This window comes from Pseudomonas sp. TKO26, from assembly GCF_003225665.1.
Taxonomy (GTDB): domain Bacteria; phylum Pseudomonadota; class Gammaproteobacteria; order Pseudomonadales; family Pseudomonadaceae; genus Aquipseudomonas; species Aquipseudomonas saponiphila.
Map to the genome: position 1 here is coordinate 195,213 of NZ_QKLN01000006.1, position 24,924 is coordinate 220,136.

The window sequence follows — 24,924 nt, forward strand, 5'->3', positions numbered from 1 at the left end:
AGCTCCTACGCAGATCGTGTAGGAGCCGGCTTGCCGGCGAAGCGTTTCAGACCTCGGACTGGGCGCCTTCGAACCAGGCCAGCTTCTCGCGCAGCTGGACCACTTCGCCAACGATCACCAGGGTCGGCGCGTGCACTTCGTGCTCGGCCACCAGCGTCGGCAGGTTGGCCAAGGTACCGGTGAACACTCGCTGGTTGCTGGTGGTGCCCTGCTGCACCAGCGCCGCCGGCGTGTCGGCGCCACGACCGTGCTTGATCAGCTGCTCGCAGATGGTCGGCAAGCCCACCAGGCCCATGTAGAACACCAGGGTCTGGGCCGGTGCCACCAGGTCGCTCCAGGGCAGGTTGCTGGTGCCGTCCTTGAGGTGACCGGTGACGAAGCGCACCGACTGCGCGTAATCGCGGTGAGTCAGGGGAATCCCGGCGTAGGCCGAGCAGCCACTGGCCGCGGTAATCCCCGGCACCACCTGGAATGGAATGCCGTGGGCCGCCAGCTCTTCGATCTCTTCGCCGCCCCGGCCAAAGATGAACGGGTCGCCTCCCTTGAGCCGCACCACGCGCTTGCCTTGCTGGGCCAGGGTCACCAGTTGCTGGTTGATCTGCTCCTGGGGCACGGCGTGATCGGCGCGACGTTTGCCGACGTAAATGCGTTCGGCGTCGCGGCGGCACAGTTCGAGAATCGCCGGCGCCACCAGACGGTCGTAGAGCACCACGTCGGCCTGTTGCATCAGGCGCAGGGCGCGGAAGGTCAGCAGGTCCGGATCACCCGGGCCCGCCCCCACCAGATACACCTCGCCCGGCGCGTGGGGCGCCTTGCCGGCAATCTTGGCCTGCAACAGACGCTCGGCTTCCGCGCCCTGCCCCGCCAGCTGGCGATCGGCGATGGGGCCCTGGAACACGTCTTCCCAGAACGCCCGGCGCTGCTGCACATCCGGAAACAGGCCTTTGACCTGGGCCCGAAAACGCGCCGCCAACCCGGCCAACTGGCCATAGGTGGAAGGAATCCAGGTTTCCAGCTTGGCCCGGATCAAGCGCGCCAGCACCGGCGCATCGCCGCCGCTGGACACTGCGATGACCAGCGGCGAACGGTCGACGATGGCGGGGAAGATCACGCTGCACAGGGCCGGAGCATCCACCACGTTGACCGGGACGCAACGCCGATGGGCATCGGCGGAAACCTGGGCATTCAGGGATTCATCGTCGGTGGCGGCGATGATCAGGGTGCAGCCGTCGAGGTCTGCCTCGACATACCCGCGCAACAGGGACTCACCGCCGCTGGCGACGATCAGTTCCTGCAATTGCGCTTCTATTTCAGGTGCGACCACTCGCAGCTGCGCACCGGCGTCGGCCAGCAGACGGGATTTGCGCAAGGCAATCTCCCCTCCGCCGACCACCAACACACGACTGCCGCGAAGGTTGTGAAACAGCGGCAGATATTCCATTTAGCCGATGACCTCAAGACCACCCATGTACGGCTTCAGCACCTCCGGCACGCGGATCGAACCGTCGGCTTGCTGGTAGTTCTCCAGCACCGCCACCAGGGTACGGCCCACGGCCAGGCCGGAGCCGTTGAGGGTGTGCACCAGCTCAGGCTTGCCGGTTTCCGGGTTACGGAAACGCGCCTGCATGCGCCGGGCCTGGAAGTCGCCGCAGTTGGAGCACGAGGAGATCTCGCGGTATTTGTCCTGGCTCGGCACCCAGACTTCCAGGTCGTAGGTCTTGATCGCGCCAAAGCCCATGTCGCCGGTGCAAAGGGCCAGTACGCGGTACGGCAGTTGCAGCAGTTGCAGGACCTTTTCGGCGTTGGCGGTCAGGCCTTCCAGGGCTTGCATGGAAGTCGACGGCTCGACCACCTGGACCATCTCGACCTTGTCGAACTGGTGCTGGCGGATCATGCCGCGGGTGTCGCGGCCCGAAGCACCGGCTTCACTGCGGAAGCACGGCGTGTGAGCGACGAACTTCAGCGGCAGCTGCTTCGGATCGAGGATCTCGCCAGCCACGATGTTGGTCAGCGACACTTCAGCGGTCGGGATCAGGTACAGATCGGCCTCGCCTTCGCGAGTGATCTTGAACAGGTCTTCCTCGAACTTCGGCAACTGGCCGGTGCCCATCAGCGCCGGAGCCTGCACCAGGTATGGGGTGTAGGCTTCTTCGTAACCGTGCTCGCCGGTGTGCAGGTTGATCATGAACTGCGCCAGGGCGCGGTGCAGGCGGGCGATCGGGCCGCGCAGCAGGGCAAAGCGCGCGCCGGAGAGCTTGGCGGCGGTTTCAAAGTCCAGCCAGCCGTGGGTTTCGCCCAGGGCCACGTGATCCTTGATCGGGAAGTCGAAGGAGGTCGGAGTGCCCCAGCGGCGCACTTCAACGTTGCCGTCTTCGTCTTCACCCACCGGCACCGACTCGTGAGGCAGGTTGGGAATGCCGAACAGGATCGAGTCCAGTTCGCTCTGGATGCTTTCCAGCTCGGCCTTGCCGGAGCTCAGCTCGTTCCCCATGCGCTCAACGTCGGCCATCAGCGGGGCGATGTCTTCGCCGCGTTGCTTGGCCTGGCCGATGGACTTGGAGCGCGCGTTACGTTCAGCCTGCAGTTGCTCGGTGCGGGTCTGCACGGTCTTGCGCTGTTCTTCCAGCGCTTCGATGCGTGCCACATCCAGGGCAAAGCCGCGGGATGCCAGACGATCCGCTACGTCCTGGAGGTTGCTACGTAACAGTTTGGAATCGAGCATGTCGTTCTCTCGTTTATCAAAGTTTGGTCAAGGACAGGCCGGCCCAGGTAGCAAGCAGCCCGCCGAATACGCTCAGTGCCGCATAGCCCAGGGCCAGCGCCACTTGTCCGCTTTCCAGCAGACGCACGGTATCCAGTGAAAAGGATGAAAAAGTCGTCAGGCCACCGAGGAAGCCCACTATCAATCCGGCACGCACTTCGATCGGCACTTCCGGACGGACCAGGAACAGTCCGTACAACACGCCGATCAGCAGGCAGCCCACGATATTAACGGCCAGCGTCGCGGTATAGAAGTGCCGCGGCCAATTGGCGTTGATCCAGTTGCCTGTGGTGAAACGCAACAGGGTGCCGGCCACGCCACCGGCGGAGACTGCGAGAATCAGGGGGATCAAGGTTTTCTCCGCTGCAAGGGGCTGGCCCGGTCCAGGGCGGCCAGGTGCTTGAGCTTCTCGCCGATCTTCAGCTCCAGGCCACGGGGCACCGGCTGGTAGAGCGGCAATGGCTCCAGCTCTTCGGGAAAATAGTCTTCACCGGCGGCGTAGGCATCCGGCTCGTCATGGGCGTAGCGGTATTCATCGCCGTAACCCAACTGCTTCATCAGCTTGGTCGGGGCGTTGCGCAGGTGGATCGGCACTTCCAGCGAACCGTGCTCGGCAGCGGCGCGCATGGCGGCCTTGAAGCCCATGTACACGGCGTTGCTTTTTGGCGCACAGGCCAGGTAGGTGATGGCCTGGGCCACCGCCAGCTCGCCTTCGGGGCTGCCCAGGCGCTCCTGCACATCCCAGGCCGCCAGGCACAGGCTCAGCGCTCGCGGGTCGGCGTTGCCGATGTCCTCGCTGGCCATGCGCACCACGCGCCGGGCCAGGTACAGCGGGTCGCAGCCGCCGTCGAGCATGCGCGCAAACCAGTACAGGGCGCCGTCGGGGTTGGAGCCGCGCACCGATTTGTGCAACGCGGAAATCTGGTCGTAGAAGGCTTCTCCGCCCTTGTCGAAACGCCGACGGGTATCCCCCAGCAGGCTTTGCAGCAGATCAACGCCGATCTCGCCGCCGTCTTCGGCCAGGTCCGAGGCGTTTTCCAGCAGGTTGAGCATGCGCCGGCCATCGCCATCGGCCGCCGACAGCAGCATCTGGAAGCCTTCGTCGCTGAGTCGCAACTGGCGCTTGCCCAACCCCCGCTCCTCAGTCAGGGCGCGCTGTACCAGGGTGCCCAGGGCCGTTTCATCCAGGCTCTTGAGCACATACACCCGCGCTCGGGAGAGCAAGGCATTGTTGAGTTCGAAGGACGGGTTTTCCGTGGTGGCACCGATAAAGATCAGGGTGCCGTCTTCCACATAGGGCAGGAAGGCATCCTGCTGCGACTTGTTGAAGCGATGCACTTCGTCGACGAACAGAATGGTCCGCCGGCCGTATTGCCCGGCCTGCTGCTTGGCGATTTCCACCGCCTGGCGGATCTCCTTGACCCCGGCCAGCACCGCCGAGACGGTTTCGAAGTGAGCATCCGAGACTTCCGCCAACAGCCGCGCCAGGGTGGTCTTGCCGACCCCGGGCGGGCCCCAGAAGATCATCGAATGCAGGGCGCCCTGCTCCAGGGCCTCGCGCAGCGGCTTGCCCCGGGCCAGCAGGTGCTGCTGACCGACGTACTCGTCCAGGTTGGTGGCACGCAAGCGTGCGGCCAGTGGCTGGGCGATCGGGGCACTACGAAACAGGTCCATGGACTACCTTCGAAACCTTGCGGCTGCGGCTGCTTACTCTTGGATCACATCGGCACCCTTGGGGATGTCGAACTTGAACTTGGAGGCCGGGATCGCTTCGTTGGCCTTGACCCCGGTAAACAGGATATTGGTGCGCTGGCCGACGCTGTCGATCAGTTGCATGTCGTTGATCATGCCGTTGCGGAACGACAGGCGCAGGCTGTCGAACAGGGTGTCGCGGGTTTTCGGCTTGAGGGTGAAGTCCATCACGCCACCGGCTTCCTTGGAGTTGATGTCGAAGCTTTCGCTGATCTTCGACACGTCACCGGACAACAGCAGGGCTGGGGTCTGGGTCAGGCGCTGGTCGAGCTTCTTGATGGTCACCTGCTCCAGGTCCGGGTCCCACAGCGAGACTTTCTGACCATCGGAAACCATCAGTTGCTCTTGCGGCGCATCGGTGTGCCAGTAGAACAGGCCAGGACGCTGCAGCGACATCTCGCCGGCGGTTTCCTGCAATTGGGTGCCGCTGCCGTCCAGGGTCAGCTGTGAGAAACGCGCGGTCAGGGTCTGGGACTTTTCCAGCAACTGGGTCAGGCGCGCCACGTCTTTGGGGTCGGCGTGGGCCGACAAGGTGGTCACAGCCAGTACCGGCAGCAGCAACATGCGAATCAGGCGCATGGAATTCCTCATAAATTGGATGGGTACACGAGCGGCGTGGCATCACGCCGCTGAAAACAAAACGGGATCAGTCGCGCATCGGGCCAGGCGCCAGCACTTCGCGGGAGCCGTTGGTGTTCATCGCCGTCACCACCCCGGCCATTTCCATGGCCTCGATCATCCGGGCGGCGCGGTTGTAGCCAATCTTCAGCTTGCGCTGTACCGCCGAGATCGAGGCCCGGCGGCTTTCCAGGACGAACTGCACGGCTTCGTCGTACAGCGCATCGGCTTCCGGATCATCGCCGTCGCCACCACCGCTGCTGCCTTCGAAACCACTGCCCGCCTCTTCGACACCGTTGAGGATGTCGTCGTTATATTCCGGCGCGCCGCGCAGCTTCCAGGCCTCCACCACGCGGTGCACTTCATCGTCGGAGACGAAGGCGCCGTGGACGCGAATCGGCAGGCTGGTGCCCGGCGGCATGTAGAGCATGTCACCGTGGCCCAGCAGCTGTTCGGCGCCGCCCTGGTCGATGATGGTCCGCGAGTCGATCTTGCTCGATACCTGGAACGCCATGCGGGTCGGGATGTTGGCCTTGATCAGGCCGGTGATCACGTCCACCGACGGCCGTTGGGTCGCGAGGATCAGGTGGATACCGGCGGCCCGGGCCTTCTGGGCGATACGGGCGATCAGCTCTTCGACCTTCTTGCCGACGATCATCATCATGTCGGCGAATTCGTCCACCACCACGACGATGGTCGGCAACTTGGTCAGCAGCGGCGCTTCGTCGTGGATGCTTTCGCGGTTGTACAGCGGATCAGCCAGCGGCGTGCCGGCATCGATGGCTTCCTTGACCTTGGCGTTGAAGCCCGAAAGGTTGCGCACGCCCATCTTGGCCATGAGTTTGTAGCGCCGCTCCATCTCTGCCACGCTCCAGCGCAGGGCGTTGGCCGCGTCCTTCATGTCGGTGACCACCGGGCACAGCAGGTGCGGAATGCCTTCGTAGATCGACAGTTCGAGCATTTTCGGGTCGATCATGATCAGCTTGGCGTCTTCCGGGCCGGACTTGAACAGGATCGACAAGATCATGGCGTTGACCCCCACCGACTTACCGGAACCGGTAGTACCGGCCACCAGCAGGTGAGGCATTTTCGCCAGGTCGGTGATGATCGGCTTGCCACCGATATCGTGGCCCAGGGCCAGGGTGACCGGGGATTTGAAGTTGTCGTATTCCGGGGTCGAGAGCACTTCGGAGAAGCGCACGATCTGCCGGTCTTCGTTGGGGATCTCGATGCCGACGGTGGTCTTGCCGGGAATCACTTCCACCACCCGCACACTGGTCACCGCCAGGGAACGGGCCAGGTCCTTGGCCAGGTTGGCGATACGGCTGACTTTCACCCCCGCCGCCGGCTGGATTTCGTAACGGGTGATCACCGGACCTGGATGGATCGAGTCCACCGCGACCTCGACGCCGAATTCCTTGAGCTTGATTTCCAGCAGGTGACCGACGGCGGCCAGGGACTCGGGTGAATAATTGAGCTGCTTCTTTTCCGCCGGATCAAGAATCGAGATCGGCGGCAAGGTGCCTTCCACCGCGCTATCGACGAACAGCGGCGCCTGCTTCTCTTTCTGCACGCGCTTGCTGGGCTCAGGCGGCTTGACCGCCACCGGCGTGATCACGGGCGGCACCTGCTTCTCGCGCTCGGACATGTGCTTGCTCAACGCCTGCTCGCGCTCGATCAGGCGCTCCTTGACCTTGGCCTGCTCGCGTTTGTCGGCGATGTTGGGGGTCACGACTTCATCGACCCGAGCATCCACCTCGCGCAGTTGCGCCACCAGTTGCTTGCGCTCCACGCGGGCATCCCACCAGCGATTGGCCGCGCCCTGGAACAGCTCGAACAGGTCAAGCGTGATCTTGCCAGTGACATCCATCACCTTGAACCAGGACAGGTCGGTAAATACCGTCAGGCCGAACAGGAACAGGGCAATGAACATCAGGGTACTGCCCTGCACGTTCAGGGCATTCTTGGCCAGGTCGCCCAGGCTTTCACCCAGGGCGCCACCGGCACCGGCAGGCAGGCCGGTGGGTGCATGGAAATGGATATGGGCCAGCGCGGCGCCAGACAGCACCAGGAACACCAGGCCGATCAGCCGCCAGGAAAACAGCCAGCCGCTCCACTGCCAGGGTTCATGGCGCTGGCGGAAGATCTGATAAGTCTTGATCGCCAACAGCAGCGGGAAGATATAAGCGAAGTAACCCAACACCATGAACAGGATATCGGCGCTGTAAGAACCGGCGGGACCACCGAAGTTCTGCACATCTTCGATCTTGCTGTTATGACTCCAACCCGGATCATCTTTACCGTAGGTCAGAAGTGCCATCATCAAGAACAGACACAGGGCTCCAATGGCGATCAACGCACCTTCCTTGAGCCGGTAGTGCAATTGCTGACGCCAAAGCGGAACAACAGGTTTAGGTGCTGCGGTGGATTTCTTCAAAACGCGTCTTTTCCTGCGCCATAAGCGCGTCCAACGGGTGATTGACTACAAGATACTGCTCAATCCGAGCAGGTAAATAAAGTTGACCGGCGTAACTGAGGCTACTTTTAACACTCTGCCCCTTGCTTCTGAAACGGTGCGTTTCTGAATAAGCCTGGTACATCGTCGTATTGTACGGGTTTGTTCACACCATGCCACGTCAGAACAGTCTGTTAAGCATAGCCAATTGCGTAATACGCACTGTTCAATTGGAGCATGCATTCTCTTTTGTGACAAAGGCTTATGAGGTGTTTTTATGAACCCAGCACAGCATTCCCGCCTGATCATTCTGGGCTCCGGCCCTGCCGGTTACAGCGCCGCCGTTTATGCCGCGCGTGCCAACCTCAAACCGACAGTGATCACCGGCCTGCAAGCCGGCGGCCAACTGACCACCACCACTGAAGTCGACAACTGGCCCGGTGACGTCGAAGGCCTGACCGGTCCGGTGCTGATGGAGCGCATGCAGAAACACGCCGAGCGCTTCGACACCCAGATTGTCTATGACCACATCCACACCGCTCAGTTGCAGCAACGGCCGTTTATCCTCATCGGCGACAGCGGCACCTATAGTTGCGACGCGCTGATCATCGCCACTGGCGCGTCGGCGCAGTACCTGGGCCTGCCATCGGAAGAAGCGTTTGCCGGCAAAGGGGTTTCCGCCTGCGCTACCTGCGACGGCTTTTTCTATCGCAATCAGGTGGTGGCGGTGGTGGGTGGTGGCAATACCGCCGTGGAAGAGGCCCTGTACCTGTCCAACATCGCCAAGGAAGTGCATCTGGTGCACCGCCGCGACAAGCTTCGCGCGGAGAAAATGCTTCAGGACAAGCTGTTCGACAAGGCCGCCAACGGCAATATTCGCCTGCACTGGAACCAGCACCTGCAAGAAGTGCTGGGGGATGCCAGCGGCGTGACCGGTGCCCGCCTCCAGGACAGCCACAGCGGAGAAACCAGGGACCTGGCATTGGCCGGGGTGTTTATCGCCATCGGCCACAAGCCCAATACCGATCTGTTCCAGGGGCAACTGGAGATGCGCGACGGCTATTTGCTGATCAAGGGAGGCAGCGAAGGCAACGCCACCGCCACCGGCATCCCGGGAGTATTCGCCGCCGGCGATGTGGCCGACCACGTCTACCGCCAAGCCATTACATCCGCCGGTGCCGGCTGCATGGCAGCCCTGGATGCAGAAAAATTCCTCGACGACAACTAAGCCCTCGCCCTACGCTTGTGGCGGGCCATCATCGGCCCGCCACCGCCCTCCCCTGCCGTAAGTCTGGATGCCATGCTGACCTGGTTACAACGCAACAAGCTTGATTTCCCCCCATTGGAAAAAGCCATGCGCGAGCCCAACGGGCTGCTGGCTGCGGGCGGTGACCTGTCCGCCGATCGCCTGATTCAGGCCTATCGTCACGGCTGCTTTCCCTGGTTTTCTGAAGGCCAGCCCATTCTCTGGTGGTCTCCGGACCCGCGCACCGTGCTCTTCCCCGATGAGCTGCACGTGTCACGCAGCTTGGGCAAGCTGCTGCGCAAACAGCGTTATGAAGTGACCTTCGACCAGGATTTCGCTGCGGTGATCAGCGCCTGCGCTGCCCCCCGCGCCTACGCCGACGGCACCTGGATCAGCGAAGCCATGCAGCAGGCGTATCAGCAACTGCACCAGCGCGGCCACGCTCACTCGGTGGAAGTCTGGGATCAGGGCGAGCTGGTGGGAGGCCTTTATGGCCTGGCCATGGGACAGTTGTTCTTTGGCGAGTCGATGTTCAGCCGAGCCGATAACGCTTCGAAATTCGGCTTCGCCACCCTGGTACACCATCTTAAGGCATGGGGTTTTGTGCTGATCGACTGCCAGATGCCTACCGAGCATCTGCACAGCCTGGGGGCGAGATCCATTACTCGAGCGGAGTTCGCCGATTACCTCAAGCAACACCTGGATCAGCCGAGCCGCGCCATATGGGTTTACTAGGCGGGTTTGACAGCAGTGGCTTACACTTAATTTCAAAGCTTATTCCGAGGGTTGACTCATGACCGAGTTGGCGCGCCTGAAGTTTTATGCGACTCAACCCCACTCTTGCAGCTACCTGCCCGACGAACAGGCCACTACCTTGTTCCTCGATCCCAGCCAGCCCATGGACGTGCATGTTTATGCGGATCTGTCGGAAATGGGTTTTCGCCGCAGTGGAGATCATCTGTACCGACCCCATTGCCAAAATTGCAACGCTTGTGTGCCGGCGCGCATCCCCGTGGCGCAGTTCCTGCCCAACCGCCAACAAAAACGCATTCTCAAACGCAACAGCGACCTGAAGGTACAAGCAGCCAAACCAGCGTTCAGCGAAGAATATTTCGAGCTGTATCAACGCTATATCGAGCAACGCCACGCCGATGGCGACATGTTCCCCCCCAGCCGCGACCAGTTCTCGACCTTTCTGGTACGCGACCTGCCATTCTCGCGCTTCTATGAATTTCGCCTGGACGGTCGCCTGCTGGCTGTAGCGGTCACCGACCTGCTACCCAATGGCCTTTCCGCGGTCTACACCTTCTATGAACCTGACGAAGAACGCCGCAGCCTGGGGCGCTATGCGATTCTCTGGCAAATCGGCGAAACCCTGCGCCAGGGCCTGGATGCGGTCTACCTCGGCTACTGGATCAAAAACTGCAAAAAGATGAGCTACAAGACCCAATATCGCCCCATAGAGCTACTGGTTAACCAGAGATGGGTGATCCTCAACTAGAAGGTCTTGGCTTAAACCCCTCTTTTCGGGCACAATGCACGCCGCTTTTGCCTGGCGCAGTTGCACCGGGCCATTCATTGGATACCGAGGGCTTTACTGCATGTCGAAAGAAGACAGCTTCGAAATGGAAGGCACTGTCGTCGACACCCTGCCCAACACCATGTTTCGCGTGGAGTTGGAAAATGGGCACGTCGTAACCGCGCATATTTCCGGCAAGATGCGCAAGAACTACATTCGTATTCTTACCGGTGACAAAGTGCGCGTCGAGCTGACGCCCTATGACTTGAGCAAAGGGCGCATCACTTACCGCGCTCGCTAAGCAAGTCAATACAAGACGCCCGGTTATGCCGGGCGTTTTTGTTCGCCTGCAAAAAACTGTTCAAACCCCAGATAGCACAAAGGCACCCTCCGGTGCCTTTGGCGGTACTGCTGCGTTATGCGGCCATCAAGCCATTTCCGCCGTGGTCTCGAAATCGAAGGTCAACTCGCCATCCTTGATGTCGATGTGCACCACACCGCCATGGTCGGACAATTCGCCAAACAGGATCTCCTCGGCCAGGGGACGCTTGATCTTGTCCTGGATCAAACGCGCCATCGGACGCGCACCCATCGTCACGTCGTAACCACCGGCTGCCAGCCAGCTGCGAGCGGCATCGGTCACTTCCAGCTGCACGCGCTTGTCTTCCAACTGTGCTTGAAGCTCGGTAAGGAACTTGTCCACCACGCTCTTGATCACTTCATGGCTCAGACGACCGAACTGGATAATGGTGTCCAGACGGTTACGGAACTCCGGCGTAAAGCTCTTCTTGATCACTTCCATGGCATCGGAAGAATGATCCTGATGAGTGAAACCTATGGAGGCTCGCGCCGCGGTTTCAGCACCGGCGTTGGTGGTCATGATGAGGATGACATTGCGGAAATCCGCCTTGCGCCCGTTGTTGTCGGTCAGGGTGCCGTGATCCATCACCTGCAACAGCAGGTTGAAGACTTCCGGATGAGCCTTCTCGATCTCATCAAGCAGCAACACGCAATGTGGCTGCTTGGTGATCGCTTCGGTCAGCAATCCGCCCTGATCGAAACCGACATAGCCGGGAGGCGCACCAATCAGACGCGAGACAGTATGCCGCTCCATGTACTCGGACATGTCGAAGCGCACCAGCTCGATGCCCATTGCCTTGGCCAACTGCCGGGCCGCCTCGGTCTTGCCGACACCGGTAGGACCGGCGAACAGGAAGGAACCGACGGGTTTGTCCGGGGATTTCAGGCCGGCACGGGACAGCTTGATCGCCGTGGACAGCGAATCGATCGCCGCATCCTGACCGAATACCGTCAACTTGAGATCGCGCTCAAGGTTGCGCAGCAGCTCTTTGTCGGAGCTGGTGACATGTTTTGGCGGAATACGGGCAATTTTCGCCACGATGTCTTCAACCTGAGCCACTTCAATGCGCTTCACGCGCTTGTCGACTGGTTGCAGACGCTGATAGGCACCCGCCTCGTCAATCACATCGATGGCCTTGTCAGGCATATGCCGGTCATTGATGTAGCGCGAGGCCAGCTCCGCAGCCGCACGCAGCGCCTCATCACTGTATTCGATACTGTGATGCTGTTCGAAACGCCCCTTGAGACCGCGCAGGATACCGATGGTGTCTTCAACGGAAGGCTCGGACACATCGACTTTCTGGAAGCGCCGCGCCAGAGCGCGATCCTTCTCGAAAATGCCACGGAATTCCTGGAACGTAGTCGAACCGATGCAGCGGATGTCGCCCGACGACAGCAACGGTTTGAGCAGGTTCGAGGCATCCATCACGCCACCGGACGCCGCACCGGCACCGATGATGGTATGGATCTCATCGATGAACAGGATCGCCTGAGGACGCTTTTTCAACTCGCCCAGCAACGCCTTGAAGCGTTTCTCGAAGTCGCCACGGTATTTGGTACCCGCCAGCAATGCCCCGAGATCCAGGGAGTAGACCACGCTGTTGGTCAGCAGGTCCGGCACTTGATTGTCGACGATACGTTTGGCCAGGCCTTCGGCAATCGCCGTCTTGCCCACGCCCGCCTCACCCACCAGTAACGGGTTGTTCTTGCGCCGACGCGCCAGAATCTGGGCTACACGCTCCACTTCCTGCTCACGCCCTACCAGCGGATCAATGCGCCCCTGACGGGCCAGCTCATTGAGATTGCTGGCATAGGCATCCAGGGGATTGCTCGAAGAAGACGACTCACCACCCTCTTCATCCTGCATATCCTGTTCACCTTCAGAATGATCGCCATGCCCAGGCACCTTGGAGATGCCGTGGGCGATGTAATTGACCACATCGATACGAGCGACGCTCTGCTGCTTGAGCAGGAACACCGCCTGACTCTCTTGCTCACTGAAGATAGCTACCAACACATTGGCGCCAGTGACTTCACGCTTGCCCGAGCTCTGGACGTGAAAGACAGCACGCTGCAGCACACGCTGGAAACCCAGGGTAGGCTGAGTCTCGCGATCCTCGTCATGTACCGGGATCAGCGGCGTGGTGGAGTCGATGAACTCCTGCAGGTCGTGCTTGAGTTTGTCGAGGTTTGCTCCGCAGGCACGCAAAACGGTGGCGGCGGCCTCATTATCCAAAAGAGCCAACAGAAGGTGCTCGACGGTCATGAACTCATGACGCTTCGAACGGGCCTCCTTGAAGGCGAGATTGAGGGTGACTTCGAGCTCGCGGTTTAACATAGCTTCACCTCATACCCAAGTGGTCGGCGTTAACCGTCCTTCTCGATTTCACAGAGTAGCGGATGCTGGCTTTCCCGGGCGTACTGGTTGACCTGCATGGCCTTTGTCTCGGCGATGTCGCGGGTAAACAATCCACACACTGCCCGCCCTTCTGTATGGACGGCCAGCATGACCTTGGTCGCCAGCTCGCGATTCAGGTTAAAAAACATCTCGAGCACTTCGACGACGAAATCCATCGGGGTGTAGTCATCGTTGAACAAAACCACCTTGTACATCGGCGGCGCCTGTAACGCAGGCTTAGCTTCCTGTACAGCCAAGCCAGCGGAATCGTCGTCGTGCAAGTCCGGGCGATCCTGATTGAATGTTAGTCGAATCTGGCTGATTGCATGCATGGAAAGAAAGGTTCGTCAGTTGTGCAAATACAGTGGTTGGGGCGCTCTGGATGGAATTCAACTCCGACCGCCGGGTCACCTTGACTATCGGCAAAACGGTGTTACAACCAATAGGGCCCACATTGGGTAATAAACGTCCGCGGCGTCAACCTTTTTACCAAGCTTGGCGGCGGATGAACTGGATGATACTCCAGTGATGGAGTCTGTTGCAGAGGGATATGAGTATGGCTAGCGGTAAGGTCAAGTGGTTCAACAATGCCAAGGGTTATGGCTTTATTAATGAGGAGGGCAAGACGGATGATCTGTTTGCCCATTACTCGGCCATCGAGATGGATGGCTACAAGACCTTGAAAGCCGGACAGGCTGTGAGCTTCGAGATCATCCAGGGCCCCAAGGGCCTGCATGCGGTCAAAATCAATGCCTTGAAGGTGCCCGGTGAAATCATCCCCGCAGAGGCACAACCTGAAAGCGCCTTGAGCTGATATACCCAACATCCAGTCATAAAAAAACCGGCCGACTCAAGGGATTGAGTCGGCCGGTTTGCTTTGTGCGCGATTGCGCTTACATGTGCGAGATCAACGCATCGCCGAATGCCGAGGAAGACAGCAGGGTCGCACCTTCCATCAGACGCTCGAAGTCATAGGTCACGGTCTTGGCCGAAATCGCGCCGTTGGTGCCCTTGATAATGAGATCAGCAGCCTCGGTCCAGCCTATGTGACGCAACATCATCTCCGCAGAGAGAATCAGCGAACCCGGGTTGACCTGATCCTTGCCGGCATACTTGGGCGCAGTACCGTGGGTTGCCTCGAACATGGCCACGGTATCGGACAGGTTGGCACCTGGAGCGATACCGATACCGCCCACCTCCGCCGCCAGGGCGTCGGACAGATAGTCACCGTTGAGGTTAAGAGTGGCGATCACATCGTATTCCGCCGGACGCAGCAGGATCTGCTGGAGCATGGCATCGGCAATGGCATCCTTGACGATGACGTTCTTGCCGGTTTTCGGGTTCTTGAACTGCATCCAAGGCCCGCCGTCCAGCAGGGTGGCGCCAAACTCTTCGGCCGCCACTTCATAGGCCCATTCCTTGAAGGCACCTTCGGTGAACTTCATGATGTTGCCCTTGTGGACAATGGTCAGCGAGTCACGGTCATTATCCACTACATATTGCAGCGCCTTGCGCGCCAGACGCTTGGTGCCCTGCAGGGAAACCGGCTTGACACCAATGCCGCAGTTTTCGTCGAAACGGATCTTGGTGACGCCCATTTCTTCTTTCAGGAACTTGATGACCTTGGTGGCTTCCGCCGAACCGGCCTTCCACTCGATACCGGCGTAAATGTCTTCGGAGTTTTCACGGAAGATGGTCATGTCCACATCGCCGGGCTTTTTCACCGGGCTGGGCACGCCTTCGAACCAGCGCACCGGGCGCAGGCACACATACAGGTCCAGTTGTTGACGCAGGGCCACGTTCAGGGAACGGATGCCGCCACCGACCGGAGTGGTCAACGGCCCCTTGATGGAAACCACGTAATCCTTCACCGCGTCCAGGGTTTCCTGAGGAAGCCAGGTGTCCTGGTCGTACACTTGAGTCGCTTTTTCCCCGGCATACACTTCCATCCAGGAAATCTTGCGTTCGCCGCCGTAAGCCTTCTTAACCGCAGCATCGACAACCTTGATCATGACCGGGCTGATATCAACACCAATACCGTCGCCTTCGATGAAAGGAATAATCGGGTTGTTAGGAACATTGAGAGAATGGTCTGCGTTGACGGTGATTTTGTCGCCGACTGCTGGAACCTGAATCTTCTTGTATCCCATGCTGAACTCCGTTGTGTGGATTGAACATCTGGCTGCGTTCGAGCGTAACCCAGTTGAATCTGGACGGGAACCTCATGTTCCACCCATATGCCGTGAAAGCTTTACGGTTCGCGGCCTACAAGCCTGAATGCAAAGGGAAAAGTGCCAAATTCGAGCACAGCCGACGACTCTACGCCTGCACCCCGCCTGCGACCTTTAGACCAATGGACGAGCACCGGTACCTATGAAGCACCGGCGCTTTGCTAGCTACCTATGTATAATGCCGCCGCTGACCACAGAGTCACGACGGCCGAACGCTCTGCTACCGAAGAAAACAAGCCGAGACTGGCCGCCCAAAGCCGGGTTGTTACCGCAGCCCACCCGCTTGACGCTCGACTGATGCACCCAACATCACCGCGAAGAAACCTCGACATTCGGCTCATGGATGACCTTTGAACGAAAGCGCTTACCCGGCGCACCTCGAGTTTCTGCGCACGCTTTAGCAAAGAAGAGAGTTAATCCGAATATGCCCACCCGCTCGAAGATCATCTATACCTTCACCGACGAAGCCCCGGCCCTCGCCACCTATTCCCTGCTGCCTATCGTAGAAGCCTTCACCGCTTCGGCTGATATCGCCGTGGAAACCCGCGACATCTCCCTGGCCGGCCGCATCCTCGCCAGCTTCCCTGAGCAGTTGGGTGCCAAAGCGGTACCGGACCACCTCGCCGAACTGGGCGAGCTGGCCGTCACCCCAGAAGCCAACATCATCAAACTGCCGAACATCAGCGCCTCGGTCCCGCAACTGCAAGCCGCGATCAAGGAACTGCAGGCCCAGGGCTACGCCCTGCCGGACTACCCGGAAACCGTGACCAGCGATGCCGACAAAGACGCCAAGGCGCGTTACGACAAAGTCAAGGGCAGCGCCGTGAACCCGGTTCTGCGTGAAGGCAACTCCGACCGTCGCGCCCCGCTGTCGGTGAAGAACTACGCACGCAAGCACCCACACAAGATGGGTGCCTGGGCCAAGGACTCCAAGTCCCACGTTGCCCACATGAGCAACGGCGACTTCTACGGCAGCGAAAAAGCCGCCCTGATCGAAGCCGCTGACAGCGTCAAGATCGAGCTGATCGCCCAAGACGGCACGGCCACCGTCCTGAAAGAAAAGACCAGCGTGCAAGCCGGCGAGATCCTCGACTGCGCCGTGATGAGCAAAAAGGCCCTGCGCGCCTTCATCGCCGCTGAAATCGAAGACGCCAAGAAACAAGGCGTGCTGCTGTCGGTGCACCTCAAGGCCACCATGATGAAGGTTTCCGACCCGATCATGTTCGGTCAGATCGTTGCCGAGTTCTATCAGGACGCCCTGAGCAAGCACGCTACCGTGCTGCAGGAAATCGGCTTCAACCTGAACAACGGTATCGGCGACCTGTACGCCCGCATCAAAGCCCTGCCGGCCGAGCAGCAAGCCGCGATCGAAGCCGACATCCAGGCGGTCTACGCAGCCCGCCCGGCCCTGGCCATGGTCAACTCGGACAAAGGCATCACCAACCTGCACGTGCCAAGCGACGTGATCGTCGACGCCTCGATGCCTGCGATGATCCGTGACTCCGGCAAGATGTGGGGCACCGATGGCCAGCTGCACGACACCAAGGCCGTGATTCCGGACCGCTGCTACGCCACCATCTACCAGGCCGTGATCGAAGACTGCAAAGCCAATGGCGCGTTCGATCCGACCACCATGGGCAGCGTGCCGAACGTCGGCCTGATGGCGAAAAAGGCCGAAGAGTACGGCTCCCACGACAAGACCTTCGAAATCAAGGCTGACGGCGTGGTTCGCGTCACCGACAGCAAAGGCAACCTGCTGCTGGAGCAGAAAGTCGAAGCCGGCGACATCTTCCGCATGTGCCAGACCAAAGACGCGCCGATCCAGGACTGGGTCAAGCTTGCCGTCAACCGTGCTCGCGCCAGCAGCACCCCGGCGATTTTCTGGCTGGACCCGATGCGTGCCCACGACGGCGTGATGATCGAGAAAGTTCAGGCCTACCTGAAGGATCACGACACCAGCGATCTGGACATCCGCATCATGTCCCCGGTCGAAGCCATGAAGTTCACCCTGGCCCGCACCCGCGACGGCAAGGACACCATCTCGGTGACCGGCAACGTGCTGCGCGACTACCTGACCGACCTGTTCCCGATCATGGAACTGGGCACCAGCGCCAAGATGCTGTCGATCGTGCCGCTGATGAACGGTGGCGGCCTGTTCGAAACCGGCGCCGGCGGTTCGGCTCCGAAGCACGTGCAACAGCTGCTGGAAGAGAACTTCCTGCGCTGGGATTCCCTGGGTGAGTTCCTGGCCCTGGCCGCCTCCCTGGAGCACCTGGGCAACACCTACAACAACCCGAAAGCCCTGGTACTGGCCAAGACCCTGGACCAGGCTACCGGCCAGTTCCTCGACAACAACAAGTCGCCATCGCGCAAAGTCGGCAACATCGACAACCGCGGCAGCCACTTCTACCTGGCGCTGTACTGGGCACAAGCCCTGGCCGCCCAGACCGAGGACACCGCCCTGCAAGCGCAGTTCAGCCCTCTGGCCAAGACCCTGACCGAGAACGAAGCGACCATCGTCGCCGAGCTCAACGCCGTACAGGGCAAGCCCGTGGACATCGGCGGCTACTACAGCGCCAACCCTGAGCTGGTGAGCAAGGCCATGCGCCCAAGCGCTACCCTCAACGCGGCCATTGCTGCGCTGGTGTAAGCACGAGCGAATACACAAACCCCGGCCCCGCGCCGGGGTTTGTGCTTCTGGAGCCTGTAGGAGCCGGCTTGCCGGCGAATGCCCCCCCTCCACGCCAAACATGCGGCGCTCGCTTCGCCGGCAAGCCGGCTCCTACAATGCCCGCCTTTTTATAAAGGAGCGTTCTTATGGAATGGCAACCCCATATCACCGTCGCCACCATCGTCGAAGACCAGGGCCGCTTTCTGTTCGTCGAGGAATACTCGGGTGAACAGGCCGTGCTCAACCAGCCCGCCGGGCACCTGGATGCCAATGAAAGCCTGCTCCAGGCGGCCATTCGCGAAACCCTGGAGGAAACCGGCTGGGACGTGGAATTGACCGGCGTGGTCGGCATCTACCTGTACACCGCCCCGAGCAATGGCGTGACCTACCAGCGCGTGTGCTTTGCCGCCAAACCGCTGCGCCATCATCCGGACTATCAGCTGGATGACGGCATCATCGGCCCACGCTGGCTGACCCGCGAACAACTGCTGGAACAGCGTGCCCACTGGCGCAGCGAGCTGATCCTGCAATGCCTGGACGATTACCTGGACGGCCAACTGCACAGCCTGGCACTGATCCGACCAATGCTTTAACCGCAGTTTTAGCCTTGCAGGCCTCAGCCTGTTAGAATCGCGTCCTTTTTCAAGACACCCGTTGAATTCCTATGCGTGATCCAGCCCCTTCTGACACCCAAAAGAAGCGCGTCATTGTCGGCATGTCCGGCGGCGTGGATTCTTCCGTTTCCGCCCTCCTGCTGATGGAGCAGGGATACCAGGTGGAAGGCCTGTTCATGAAGAACTGGGAGGAAGACGACGGCACCGAATACTGCACCGCCATGGATGACCTGGCCGACGCCCAGGCCGTGTGCGACAAGCTTGGCATCAAGCTGCACACCGCCAACTTCGCCGCCGAGTACTGGGACAACGTGTTCGAGCACTTCCTGGCCGAATACAAGGCCGGCCGCACGCCGAACCCGGACATCCTGTGCAACCGCGAAATCAAGTTCAAGGCGTTCCTCGACTACGCCCTGATGCTCGGCGCCGACCTGATCGCCACCGGCCACTATGTACGCCGCCGCGATATCGACGGCCGCACCGAACTGCTCAAGGGCCTGGATCCGAACAAGGACCAGAGCTACTTCCTGCACGCCGTCGGCGGTGAACAGATCGCCAAGACCCTGTTCCCGGTAGGCGAGCTGGAAAAGCCCGAAGTACGCGCCATCGCCGAGAAACACGACCTGGCCACCGCCAAGAAGAAAGATTCCACCGGCATCTGCTTCATCGGTGAGCGGCGCTTCAGCGACTTCCTCAAGCAGTACCTGCCCGCCCAGCCCGGCGAGATCAAGACCACCGAAGGCGAAGTCATCGGCCGTCACCACGGCCTGATGTACCACACCATCGGTCAGCGCCAGGGCCTGGGCATCGGCGGTCTGAAAGACGCCGGTGAAGAGCCGTGGTACGTGCTGATCAAGGACCTGGAACACAACGAACTGATCGTTGGCCAGGGCAACGACCACCCATGGCTGTTCTCCCGCGCCCTGCTGGCTTCCGACATCTATTGGGTCAACCCTATCGACCTGAGCCAACCACGGCGCCTGACCGCCAAGGTGCGCTACCGCCAGAGCGACCAGCCCTGCACCCTGGAGCAGACCGCCAACGGCTACCGCGCTACCTTCGACGACCCGCAACGCGCCGTGACTCCCGGCCAGTCCGTGGTGTTCTACGACGGTGAAATCTGCCTCGGTGGCGGCGTCATCGAAGTGGCCGAGCCCTGGAGCAGCAAGGACGTCCGTCCATGAGCCCGATTCAGGAACAACTGACGGCGCTGGGCGGAGTATTCCTCGCCGCGGTGCTGGTGGACCGCATCGCCAAGACCGGCCAGGTCAGCGAAGCGGCCCTGAGCTGCATGCTCGGGAGCCTGCTGATCCGCGATCCGAAGGACACCCTGGAAGTCTACGGCGGTGACGACATCAACCTGCGCGAAGGCTATCGCGCCCTGATCGGCGCCCTGGAACGCGACCCCAGCACCCTGCAACGCGAGCCCCTGCGCTACGCCTTGTCGATGCTCGGCCTGGAGCGTCAACTGGCCAAGCGCGATGACCTGCTGGAAACCATCGGCAAGCGCCTGCCACAAATCCAGTCCCAGGTGGAACACTTCGGCCCGGCCCACGAAAACGTGATTGCGGCGTGCGGCGGGCTGTACCAGGACACCCTGAGCACCCTGCGCCAGCGCATCCAGGTACACGGCGACATGCGCAACCTGCAGCAACCGAGCAACGCCTCGAAGATCCGCGCCCTGCTACTGGCCGGCATTCGTTCGGCGCGCCTGTGGCGTCAGCTGGGCGGCCATCGCTGGCAACTGGTGATCAGCCGGCGCAAATTGCTTAAAGAACTTTATCCGTTGATGCGCAGCAGCTGAGCTGCGCCTGACTTTCAAGAGCTGCGCGTAAGACGCCGGTCAGTTGGCAACGGACCGGCGGATATTTTCATGTATGATACGCGCCCCATTTCGTTGCCCGACTGTCCGAGAACACCCCATGCAGCTCTCTTCGCTCACTGCGGTTTCCCCTGTTGACGGCCGCTACGCCGGCAAAACCCAGGCCCTGCGCCCCATTTTCAGCGAATACGGCCTGATCCGTGCTCGCGTCCTCGTTGAAGTGCGTTGGCTCCAGCGCCTGGCCGCACATAGCGCCATCAGCGAAGTGCCGGCGTTCTCCGCCGAAGCCAACGCCGTCCTCAATGCCCTGGCGGAGAACTTCTCCCTGGAGCACGCCGAGCGCGTCAAAGAGATCGAGCGCACCACCAACCACGACGTCAAGGCCATCGAGTACCTGCTCAAGGAACAAGCCGCCAAGCTGCCTGAGCTGGCCAACGTCAGTGAGTTCATCCACTTCGCCTGCACCAGCGAGGACATCAATAACCTGTCCCACGCCCTGATGCTGCGCGAAGGTCGTGATGAAGTGATGCTGCCGCTGATGCGCCAGACCGCCAACGCCATCCGCGAACTGGCAATCCGCTTCGCAGAAGTGCCGATGCTGTCGCGCACCCACGGTCAGCCGGCTTCGCCGACCACCCTGGGCAAGGAATTGGCCAACGTCGTGTACCGCCTGGAGCGCCAGATCGCCCAGGTCGCCGCCGTGCCACTGCTGGGCAAGATCAACGGCGCCGTGGGCAACTACAACGCTCACCTGTCGGCCTATCCGGACATCGACTGGGAAGCCAACGCCCGCGCCTTCATCGAAGACGAGCTGGGCCTGGCCTTCAACCCCTACACCACGCAAATCGAGCCGCACGACTACATCGCCGAGCTGTTCGACGCCATCGCCCGCTTCAACACCATCCTGATCGACTTCGATCGCGATATCTGGGGCTACATCTCCCTGGGCTACTTCAAGCAGCGCACCATCGCCGGGGAAATCGGTTCCTCGACCATGCCGCACAAGGTCAACCCGATCGACTTCGAAAACTCCGAAGGCAACCTGGGTATCGCCAACGCCCTGTTCCAGCACCTGGCAAGCAAACTGCCGATTTCCCGCTGGCAGCGCGACCTGACCGACTCCACCGTCCTGCGCAACCTGGGCGTGGGCTTCGCTCACAGCGTGATCGCCTACGAAGCCAGCCTCAAGGGCATCAGCAAGCTGGAGCTCAATGCCCAGAAGATTGCCGAAGACCTGGACGCTTGCTGGGAAGTGCTGGCCGAGCCGATCCAGACCGTGATGCGTCGCTACAACATCGAAAATCCTTACGAAAAGCTCAAGGAACTGACCCGCGGCAAGGGCATCAGCCCTGAAGCGCTGCAGACTTTCATCGACGGGCTGGACATGCCTGCCGCGGCCAAGGCCGAGCTGAAGAAGCTCACCCCAGCCAGCTACATCGGCAATGCCGTGGCCCAGGCCAAGCGCATCTGACCGACCGCTAGACCCTTTGACGCCCGGCCGCGCCGGGCGTTTTTATTCCTGCTAGAAAAGTACATTTTTTCAATAGGTTACACATGAATCCTGACATTCCTCTTCAACTTCTGGGCGGCATCACTGCACGGGAATTTCTGCGTGACTACTGGCAGAAGAAGCCCCTGCTGATCCGTCAGGCCCTGCCTGACTTCGAAAGCCCGATCGAACCCGATGAACTGGCCGGCCTGGCCCTGGAAGAAGAAGTCGAATCGCGCCTGGTGATCGAGAACGGCGAACGCCCATGGGAACTGCGTCGCGGCCCGTTCGCCGAAGACGAGTTCAGCAAGCTGCCGGAGCGCGACTGGACCCTGCTGGTCCAGGCCGTCGATCAATTCGTCCCGGAAGTCGCCGAGCTGCTGGAGCACTTCCGCTTCCTGCCGAGCTGGCGCATCGACGACGTGATGATCAGCTTCGCCGCACCGGGCGGTAACGTCGGCCCACACTTCGACAATTACGACGTGTTCCTGCTGCAAGGCCACGGCAAGCGCAACTGGAAGATCGGTCAGATGTGCGACTCCGAGAGCCCGCTGCTGCAGCACGCGGACCTGCGCATCCTCGCCGAATTCGAAGAGACCGAAAGCTGGGTCCTGGAGCCGGGCGACATGCTCTACCTGCCACCGCGCCTGGCCCACTACGGCGTTGCAGTCAATGACTGCATGACTTACTCGGTGGGCTTCCGCGCCCCGAGCGCCGCTGAAGTGCTGACCCACTTCACCGACTTCCTCGGCCAATTCCTGCCGGACGAAGAGCGCTACACCGACGCCGACGTGCAGCCGGCCAGCGACCCGCACCAGATCCAGCAGGATGCCCTCGACCGCCTCAAGAGCCTGCTGGCCGAGCACATGAGCGACGAGCGCCTGCTGCTGACCTGGTTCGGCCAGTTCATGACCGAACCACGCTATCCGGAACTGGTGGTCGGCCCTGAACTGGAAGAAGACGACCTGCTGGGCAGCCTGGAACAGGGCGCGATCCTGATCCGCAACCCGAGCGCGCGCCTGGCCTGGTCGGAAGTGGATGAAGACCTGCTGCTGTTCGCCAGCGGCCAAAGCCGCTTGCTTCCCGGTAAACTGCGCGAGCTGCTGAAAATGATTTGCGCCGCCGACGCCCTGCATATCGACAACCTCGGCCCTTGGCTGGCGGATGAAGATGGGCGCGGCCTGCTGTGTGAACTGGTCAAGCAAGGGAGCCTGGGGTTTGCCGATGAATAAGATTCACGTACGTGTCGCAGACTGGCAAAAGGATAACGCCGAGATCCGGCGCATTCGTGAAGCGGTGTTCATTGCCGAGCAATCGGTTCCGCCCGAGCTGGAGTGGGATGCCGACGACGACAGCGCCGTGCACTTCCTGGCCTTCGAGGGCGATTTTCCGATTGGCACCGCGCGCTTGCTGCCCGACGGCCATGTGGGCCGGGTTTCGGTACTCAAGGACTGGCGCGGCCTGAAGGTCGGCGATGCGCTGATGCATGCGGTGATCGACGAAGCCGAGAAGCGCGGCCTCAAGCAGCAGATGCTCAGCGCCCAGGTCCAGGCCACGCCGTTCTACGAGCGCCTGGGCTTCTCGATTGTCAGCGAGGAGTTTCTCGAAGCAGGGATTCCTCACGTCGACATGGTTCGCGGCGCCTGACCGACATGCCCTGACGGCAATAGCCAGAGCGAACGCCCCGCCATCCCCTCGCGCCTAAAAGGCGCAAGAGCAGGATGCCGGGGCGTTTTGCCGTCTAGGATTCAACTTGCCCCACCCAAAGCCGACAAAGTGTCAAACTCAAGGCTTTACGCCAGCTACTCCGGAGATAACGGATATGTCCCTACGCACCTTGCTCACGACGCTGCTGCTGACCTTCAGCTGCTCGGTCATGGCTGCCACCGAGATCGTGCCTCTGAACAACCGCACCAGCGCCGACCTGCTGCCGGTGGCACAGAACTTTCTTGGCAAGGACGGCAAGGTCAGCGCCTATGGCAACCAGCTGATCGTCAACGCCGAGCCGGGCAAGATCGCCGAACTGCGAGCCTTCATTGCCCAACTGGATACGGCGGCCAAGCGCCTGCTGATCACCGTCGACACCAATGAAAACAACTTCAAGGACAACCAGGGGTATTCGGTCAACGGTGCGCCGCAAACCCGGATCATCAATCGCAGCACCGAGAGCCGCGACGGTGGCATCCAGCAGATCCAGGCCAGCGAAGGTGTGCCGGCCCTGATTCAGGTCGGCCAGAGCGTGCCCCTGACCACCACCCAGACCGATCCCTACGGTCGCCCGCAAAACCAGACCCAGTACCGCAACGTCACCCAGGGCTTCTATGTCACGGCCAGCGTGACCGGCGAAACCGTACACCTGAGCATCAGTACCAATCGTGACCGCATGAGCCAGGAACGTCCCGATGTAGTGAACGTGCAAAGTACCGACACAACCGTCAGCGGTCGCCTTGGCGAGTGGATCACCCTGGCGGGTGTCAATCGCCAGACCCAGGCCGACAAGCAGGCTCTGGGCCGCAGCTATTCGACCCAAGGCCGGGATGACATGACCTTGCGGGTCAAGATCGACGCATTGGACTAAAGCACCAAAAACTGACTGATTAGTCGTATTAGACCAAAGATGTAGTGGCGCAAAAAAAGCACTACAAAACATTTGACGGGTCAAAAAACCGCGGGCATGATGGCCTCGCTCCCGCTAATCAGGGGCCCTGGCAAGGGCCTTCGGATCGCTGCTCTAACCTACCCACCTGAGCCGATTCGTGTCTGTACTGCCCACAAGGTGTGTTTGACGAGATTGCGACTGGAACGAAGTTGTCCCGAGGGACGGAAGCGTAATTAGGTCGATCGGCAACACACTGTTGGAACGCACCCAGGCCCACGACGCCCGAATGCGCACCGCAGACCGCCTTCACCTGCTCACTTTTCCCCTCGAGCCATCGTTCACCCGTCGCCATCCCCGCCATACCCCCTCGACCGCCTAAGCTTCCTGGT

At 60.8% G+C, this 24,924-nt stretch carries 22 protein-coding genes; 13 read left to right on the forward strand and 9 right to left on the reverse strand.

Translation table 11 applies throughout. The annotated features are described in order from the left end of the window. Window positions 1–46: 46 nt before the first annotated feature. The 6 genes from cysG to DNK59_RS11675 all read right to left on the reverse strand — a co-directional run bounded on the left by cysG (window position 47) and on the right by DNK59_RS11675 (window position 7,568). A complete protein-coding gene (cysG, locus tag DNK59_RS11650; protein ID WP_092313119.1) occupies window positions 47–1,441 on the reverse strand; it encodes a siroheme synthase CysG in 1,395 nt (464 codons plus the stop codon). Beyond that, a complete protein-coding gene (serS, locus tag DNK59_RS11655) occupies window positions 1,442–2,722 on the reverse strand; it encodes a serine--tRNA ligase (RefSeq protein WP_110723295.1) in 1,281 nt (426 codons plus the stop codon). Between the two features lie 16 nt (window positions 2,723–2,738). Continuing rightward, window positions 2,739–3,113 carry a fluoride efflux transporter CrcB gene (crcB, locus tag DNK59_RS11660; RefSeq protein ID WP_041119048.1) on the reverse strand — a complete coding sequence of 125 codons (375 nt, stop codon included), beginning with the start codon at window positions 3,111–3,113 and terminating at the stop codon, window positions 2,739–2,741. Continuing rightward, window positions 3,110–4,435 (reverse strand): replication-associated recombination protein A, encoded by a 1,326-nt coding sequence (locus tag DNK59_RS11665; RefSeq protein ID WP_047305310.1) that lies wholly within the window; start codon window positions 4,433–4,435, stop codon window positions 3,110–3,112. Before DNK59_RS11665 ends, crcB begins: the two co-directional genes overlap by 4 nt. A gap of 33 nt (window positions 4,436–4,468) precedes the next feature. Then, the gene (gene lolA / locus DNK59_RS11670) at window positions 4,469–5,092 is read right to left on the reverse strand and encodes an outer membrane lipoprotein chaperone LolA (RefSeq protein WP_110723296.1); all 624 of its coding nucleotides are present in this window, start codon (window positions 5,090–5,092) and stop codon (window positions 4,469–4,471) included. 67 nt (window positions 5,093–5,159) lie between these two features. After that, entirely contained in the window at window positions 5,160–7,568 is a 2,409-nt protein-coding gene (locus DNK59_RS11675; protein WP_060840121.1) for a DNA translocase FtsK, read from the reverse strand. A 295-nt stretch (window positions 7,569–7,863) separates the two neighbouring features. Here DNK59_RS11675 and trxB point away from each other — a divergent pair, with 295 nt between their 5' ends. From trxB to infA, 4 genes are all read left to right on the forward strand, one after another. Further along, a complete protein-coding gene (trxB, locus tag DNK59_RS11680; RefSeq protein ID WP_110723297.1) occupies window positions 7,864–8,814 on the forward strand; it encodes a thioredoxin-disulfide reductase in 951 nt (316 codons plus the stop codon). 72 nt (window positions 8,815–8,886) lie between these two features. After that, window positions 8,887–9,567, forward strand: coding sequence for a leucyl/phenylalanyl-tRNA--protein transferase (aat, locus tag DNK59_RS11685; RefSeq protein WP_110723298.1), 681 nt, complete (start codon window positions 8,887–8,889; stop codon window positions 9,565–9,567). A gap of 58 nt (window positions 9,568–9,625) precedes the next feature. After that, on the forward strand, window positions 9,626–10,333 hold the full coding sequence (locus DNK59_RS11690) for an arginyltransferase (protein WP_092313104.1): 708 nt from the start codon (window positions 9,626–9,628) through the stop codon (window positions 10,331–10,333). A 100-nt stretch (window positions 10,334–10,433) separates the two neighbouring features. Continuing rightward, entirely contained in the window at window positions 10,434–10,652 is a 219-nt protein-coding gene (infA, locus tag DNK59_RS11695; protein WP_002553999.1) for a translation initiation factor IF-1, read from the forward strand. A 126-nt stretch (window positions 10,653–10,778) separates the two neighbouring features. Here infA and clpA read toward each other — a convergent pair whose 3' ends face one another. Together clpA and clpS are read right to left on the reverse strand one after the other, a co-directional pair. Beyond that, on the reverse strand, window positions 10,779–13,049 hold the full coding sequence (clpA, locus tag DNK59_RS11700) for an ATP-dependent Clp protease ATP-binding subunit ClpA (protein WP_092313101.1): 2,271 nt from the start codon (window positions 13,047–13,049) through the stop codon (window positions 10,779–10,781). Window positions 13,050–13,078: 29 nt separating this feature from the next. Continuing rightward, entirely contained in the window at window positions 13,079–13,441 is a 363-nt protein-coding gene (gene clpS, locus DNK59_RS11705) for an ATP-dependent Clp protease adapter ClpS (protein WP_011062173.1), read from the reverse strand. A 224-nt stretch (window positions 13,442–13,665) separates the two neighbouring features. Here clpS and cspD point away from each other — a divergent pair, with 224 nt between their 5' ends. Beyond that, on the forward strand, window positions 13,666–13,923 hold the full coding sequence (gene cspD, locus DNK59_RS11710) for a cold shock domain-containing protein CspD (protein ID WP_092313098.1): 258 nt from the start codon (window positions 13,666–13,668) through the stop codon (window positions 13,921–13,923). A 79-nt stretch (window positions 13,924–14,002) separates the two neighbouring features. Here cspD and icd read toward each other — a convergent pair whose 3' ends face one another. After that, entirely contained in the window at window positions 14,003–15,259 is a 1,257-nt protein-coding gene (icd, locus tag DNK59_RS11715; protein ID WP_110723299.1) for an NADP-dependent isocitrate dehydrogenase, read from the reverse strand. A 505-nt stretch (window positions 15,260–15,764) separates the two neighbouring features. Between icd and DNK59_RS11725 the strand changes: the two genes are divergently transcribed. The 8 genes from DNK59_RS11725 (at window position 15,765) to DNK59_RS11760 (ending at window position 24,514) form a co-directional block, all read left to right on the forward strand. Then, on the forward strand, window positions 15,765–17,990 hold the full coding sequence (locus tag DNK59_RS11725) for an NADP-dependent isocitrate dehydrogenase (RefSeq protein WP_110723300.1): 2,226 nt from the start codon (window positions 15,765–15,767) through the stop codon (window positions 17,988–17,990). A gap of 167 nt (window positions 17,991–18,157) precedes the next feature. Beyond that, window positions 18,158–18,604 carry an NUDIX hydrolase gene (locus DNK59_RS11730; RefSeq protein WP_092313092.1) on the forward strand — a complete coding sequence of 149 codons (447 nt, stop codon included), beginning with the start codon at window positions 18,158–18,160 and terminating at the stop codon, window positions 18,602–18,604. Between the two features lie 71 nt (window positions 18,605–18,675). Beyond that, the gene (gene mnmA / locus DNK59_RS11735; RefSeq protein WP_092313089.1) at window positions 18,676–19,809 is read left to right on the forward strand and encodes a tRNA 2-thiouridine(34) synthase MnmA; all 1,134 of its coding nucleotides are present in this window, start codon (window positions 18,676–18,678) and stop codon (window positions 19,807–19,809) included. Further along, window positions 19,806–20,429 carry a high frequency lysogenization protein HflD gene (gene hflD / locus DNK59_RS11740; RefSeq protein ID WP_011062179.1) on the forward strand — a complete coding sequence of 208 codons (624 nt, stop codon included), beginning with the start codon at window positions 19,806–19,808 and terminating at the stop codon, window positions 20,427–20,429. The genes mnmA and hflD overlap by 4 nt, the downstream gene beginning before the upstream one ends. Before the next feature lie 118 nt (window positions 20,430–20,547). After that, window positions 20,548–21,918: an adenylosuccinate lyase gene (gene purB / locus DNK59_RS11745; RefSeq protein WP_110723301.1), complete on the forward strand. Its 1,371-nt coding sequence runs from the start codon at window positions 20,548–20,550 to the stop codon at window positions 21,916–21,918. Window positions 21,919–22,001: 83 nt separating this feature from the next. After that, complete coding sequence (locus DNK59_RS11750) at window positions 22,002–23,168, forward strand: cupin domain-containing protein (protein ID WP_110723302.1); 1,167 nt, start codon at window positions 22,002–22,004, stop codon at window positions 23,166–23,168. Continuing rightward, window positions 23,161–23,583, forward strand: coding sequence for a GNAT family N-acetyltransferase (locus DNK59_RS11755; protein ID WP_092313078.1), 423 nt, complete (start codon window positions 23,161–23,163; stop codon window positions 23,581–23,583). The genes DNK59_RS11750 and DNK59_RS11755 overlap by 8 nt, the downstream gene beginning before the upstream one ends. A 175-nt stretch (window positions 23,584–23,758) precedes the next feature. Then, window positions 23,759–24,514, forward strand: a complete 756-nt coding sequence (locus DNK59_RS11760; RefSeq protein WP_110723303.1) for a secretin N-terminal domain-containing protein — start codon at window positions 23,759–23,761, stop codon at window positions 24,512–24,514. Window positions 24,515–24,924 lie beyond the last annotated feature (410 nt).